This window comes from Microvirga tunisiensis (genome assembly GCF_009296175.1).
Lineage (GTDB): Bacteria > Pseudomonadota > Alphaproteobacteria > Rhizobiales > Beijerinckiaceae > Microvirga > Microvirga tunisiensis.
In genome coordinates, this window is sequence record NZ_VOSK01000519.1 from 1 (window position 1) to 3,272 (window position 3,272).

Annotated in this window: 6 protein-coding genes; all 6 read right to left on the reverse strand. The window is 64.2% G+C overall.

Features of this window, described 5'->3' with window-relative positions; all coding sequences use genetic code 11:
* Positions 1–146: 146 nt before the first annotated feature.
* The 6 genes from FS320_RS45625 to FS320_RS40530 all read right to left on the reverse strand — a co-directional run bounded on the left by FS320_RS45625 (position 147) and on the right by FS320_RS40530 (position 2,987).
* Entirely contained in the window at positions 147–284 is a 138-nt protein-coding gene (locus tag FS320_RS45625) for a hypothetical protein (RefSeq protein WP_153885398.1), read from the reverse strand.
* Between the two features lie 67 nt (positions 285–351).
* Complete coding sequence (locus tag FS320_RS49225) at positions 352–516, reverse strand: hypothetical protein (RefSeq protein ID WP_244627706.1); 165 nt, start codon at positions 514–516, stop codon at positions 352–354.
* Complete coding sequence (locus tag FS320_RS40515; protein WP_244627707.1) at positions 480–917, reverse strand: DUF2076 domain-containing protein; 438 nt, start codon at positions 915–917, stop codon at positions 480–482. Before FS320_RS40515 ends, FS320_RS49225 begins: the two co-directional genes overlap by 37 nt.
* A gap of 31 nt (positions 918–948) precedes the next feature.
* Positions 949–1,665: a Bax inhibitor-1/YccA family protein gene (locus tag FS320_RS40520; protein WP_152718153.1), complete on the reverse strand. Its 717-nt coding sequence runs from the start codon at positions 1,663–1,665 to the stop codon at positions 949–951.
* A 19-nt stretch (positions 1,666–1,684) separates the two neighbouring features.
* Entirely contained in the window at positions 1,685–2,446 is a 762-nt protein-coding gene (locus tag FS320_RS40525; RefSeq protein WP_162003560.1) for an anti-sigma factor, read from the reverse strand.
* Positions 2,439–2,987 carry a sigma-70 family RNA polymerase sigma factor gene (locus tag FS320_RS40530; RefSeq protein ID WP_152718155.1) on the reverse strand — a complete coding sequence of 183 codons (549 nt, stop codon included), beginning with the start codon at positions 2,985–2,987 and terminating at the stop codon, positions 2,439–2,441. Before FS320_RS40530 ends, FS320_RS40525 begins: the two co-directional genes overlap by 8 nt.
* Between the last annotated feature and the right edge of the window lie 285 nt (positions 2,988–3,272).

Below are 3,272 nucleotides of genomic sequence, written 5' to 3' on the forward strand. Positions count from 1 at the left end.
CTGAGGAAGGTCGCCCCGCTCGCAGGCGACCAGAACACGCTCACGCAGATCAGCGGAATAAGGCTGGGGCATGGCTCGCCTCCCGGGCCATATCCCAGTCAACGCGCAGCCCACCCGAATGGATTCAAGCCCAGATCAAAAGCGCTTTAGCTATCGTCGAGCTCACGGAAAGCGTTGTTGTTGGTGAACTCCGCCCTCCCAACGAGCTGCGCCACGTCCATGTTGCGCAGAGCCACCTTCTCGCCCTGCACTGCGACGTTCTCCACCGGGATCGCAGTCTTCAAGGTGCTGCTAGCAATAGTGGCAGCGGAACTCAGCCCTGAGCCCCGCCACCTGGCTTGCGGTCAGAGCTTAAGCTTCATCGAAGCCGAAGTCCTCGCCGCCATCACCACTGTCTTCGGCCGCCGCCGCCTGCTGCGGCTCGGCTTGGCCGGCATCGGCGGCTTTCGCCTCATCACCGCCGGAGAAGGCACCTGAGATCATGTTGCCGAGCAGCACGCCGCCGGCGACGCCCATCGCAGTCTGGGCTGCCCAGCCAGGAAGCCACCACCCCCGCGACCGGGAGCCATCCTACCCATGCCGGGCGCCATATGCGGGGGCATACTCTGCATCGGCTGAGGCTGGTAAGGCTGCGGCCGGGACTGCCCGCCACCGAAGAGGCCCGAGAGTAATCCGCCTCCGCTCGCCGGGCGGCTGGCGAGTTCGTGCTCCAACTGCTGGATGCGGCCCTGGGCGGCGCTCAGCGCCTGCTCCTGCATCACGATAGTCTGGGCCATGTAGTAGGGGGCGTTCGGCTGCCGCGCGACCTGCGAGCGGATGAACTCCGCCGCCTGCGTGTCCGGGCGCGTGGACTGGCCCTCGAACTGCGCGATCTTGCCGAACAGCTGCTCGATGGCCTGACGGTCCTGGTGGTCCATGTAAATTGATCCTTTTAACAATGGACGGAGATTACTCTTCCCGCTGCCCGGTGAGGCTCAGCAGCAGCTGGAAGATGTTGATGAAGTTCAGGTAGAGCGAGAGCGCGCCGAACACGGCCATCTTGTTGTTGGCCTCCTGGCCATAGCCCTCCGCGTACTGTTCCTTGATGGACTGCGTGTCGTAGGCGGTCAGGCCCGTGAACACGAGCACGCCGATGATCGAGATCGCGAACTGCAGCAGGCTGGAGCCAAGGAAGATGTTCACGAGCGAGGCGATGATGATGCCGATCAGGCCCATGATCAGGAACGAGCCGAACTTCGAGAGGTCTCGCTTCGTCGTGTAGCCGTAAAGGCTGGTCGTGCCGAACATGGTGGCGGTGATGAAGAATGTGCGGGCGATGCTTGCACCGGGGAAAACCAGGAAGACGGAGGCCAGCGACAGGCCCATCACGGCGCAGAAGGCCCAGAACGCCATTTGGGCTGTTGCGGCGGACATCGCATGCAGGCGGAACGAGAAGAAGAACACGAAGGCCAGCGGCGCCAGCATCACGACCCACTTCAGTGGCGTCTGGAAGATCGGCACGTAGAGGGCAGGCGTCGAGGCCACGAAGAAGGCCACGAGCCCCGTCACCACAAGGCCGATGCCCATGTAGTTGTAGACCCGCAGCATGTGCTGGCGCAGGCCTTCATCGAAGATGGCGCCACTCGGGCGGGCGGTTGTTGTCTGCCAGGCATAGGGAGTGTTCATGGATGCATTCTCCTGAGGTTTACGGAAGCTGGCGTGACAGCCGCTGGGCTGCCCGTTCAAAGGCTTTGTCGCCGGCGATCCCAGTCAGCGCGTAGGCAAGGGGCCCCGTCTGCCAATAGATAGCCTTCGCCTTGTCGAAGCGGGCCAGGGTTGGGGCGATCACATCGAAGGCCGGAGCCTGAGCGGCAAAAAGGGACACCCGGCCCAGATCACTTCCATCAATGATGAGTTCGACGCTGTGCCCATGCCTGGACGGGAAAACCTGTGCATCCCGAATCTGCCAATCTGTCGGCAAAGCTGGGAGTTGGATCCCAGTCTCGGCCAGGATCTCGGCCGGGTCATAGGCCTCGACTTCAGGCTGTGAGATCATGCGGGCGCGGAGAAGTCCGGTCTCGTGGGAATGCAGGGCGTCCTCGACAAAGGCAGGAGGCTTGGGGGACGCCTCGCTGTGGGTGATGCCCAGCCCGACCTGCCCATGGGCAACCCAGCCAAACCCGATCAGCGCCACCATGGCGGCAACCCGGCGCAGCTTTAGGCCGAACTCGTGCCAGGCAAGAGCGCGCTCAAGTCGCGACGCCGCTCCAAGCGTGGTCTCCGGAGCGCGGGGCAGAGGAGCGGCGTTGAGCAGCCGGAGGGCATCCCGGTCCTTCAGATCGGCCATGATCCGCACTGCGGCTTCCGGATCGTGGGCAAGATGCTCCTCAACCTCAATGCGCCGCGCGGGATCAAGCTGATCATCCACATAGGCCAGAAGGTCCACTTCGGTGATGGGGTCAGACACCGGATCCTCCTACGATACGCAGGCTTGGACGCTTGGCTTCGGAAGGCTGTGCAAGTTCGGCTCCAGCCTCGAAGCCCCGCAGGGTGACGCGGGCCCGGCCGAGGCGGGACATGAGAGTTCCGATCGGGATCCTGAGGGCATTGGCTGCTTCCTGGTAGGGCAGCCCCTCGATAGCCACGAGATGCAGGGCGGCGCGTTGCTCGTCTGGCAGGCTCATGAAGGCGGCTTGGACCTGCTGAAGCCGTACCCGGCTTTCCTGGTCGGGTGGAGCCGCTGTCTCGGCAACAGCAGCCGCCTGCTCCAGCCGGCGCAACTCCGCCACGTGACGCCGCCGGTGATCGATGAAGGTGTTGTGCAGAATCGAGAGTAGCCAACCGCGCAGGTTGCCGCCCGGGCGAAACGAGCTTCGCCCTTCATAGGCGCGGACAAGGGTGTCCTGCACCAGGTCTTCAGCCTGGCTCTCGTCCCGTGCCAGCGAGCGAGCATAGCGCCGCAAGGGCCCGAGCAGTCCAATGACATCCATGCGCTTGGCGTCGTTCATGACCCGTATACGGAGCCGATCGCAGAAGTAATCCGGCAGGGATGGAATTTTCTGCCCGTCACCTTACTGCGAGTGAGAAGGCGAGGGCTGTCGAAGCACTCGCCTTCTCACGGTCGGTTTAGCTCTGCGGCTGAGGAACCAGTCCTCCGTCGCTCTCCCGCGGGCGGCCACGGCCGGCGGTGGGCACGGCGGAGCCGCGGCTGGGGCTGATCGCCTCGCCGGTATCGCGCACCGGAGGCTGTCCGTCGAGGAGATGGCGGATTTCGTCGCCGCTCAGGGTCTCGT

Excerpts from the sequence above, each read along its gene's own strand:
- FS320_RS49225 (WP_244627706.1), bottom strand. The coding sequence starts at position 516 with ATGGGCGTCGCCGGCGGCGTGCTGCTCGGCAACATGATCTCAGGTGCC.
- FS320_RS40530 (WP_152718155.1), bottom strand. The coding sequence starts at position 2,987 with ATGAACGACGCCAAGCGCATGGATGTCATTGGACTGCTCGGGCCCTTG.
- FS320_RS40520 (WP_152718153.1), bottom strand. The coding sequence starts at position 1,665 with ATGAACACTCCCTATGCCTGGCAGACAACAACCGCCCGCCCGAGTGGC.
- FS320_RS40515 (WP_244627707.1), bottom strand. The coding sequence starts at position 917 with ATGGACCACCAGGACCGTCAGGCCATCGAGCAGCTGTTCGGCAAGATC.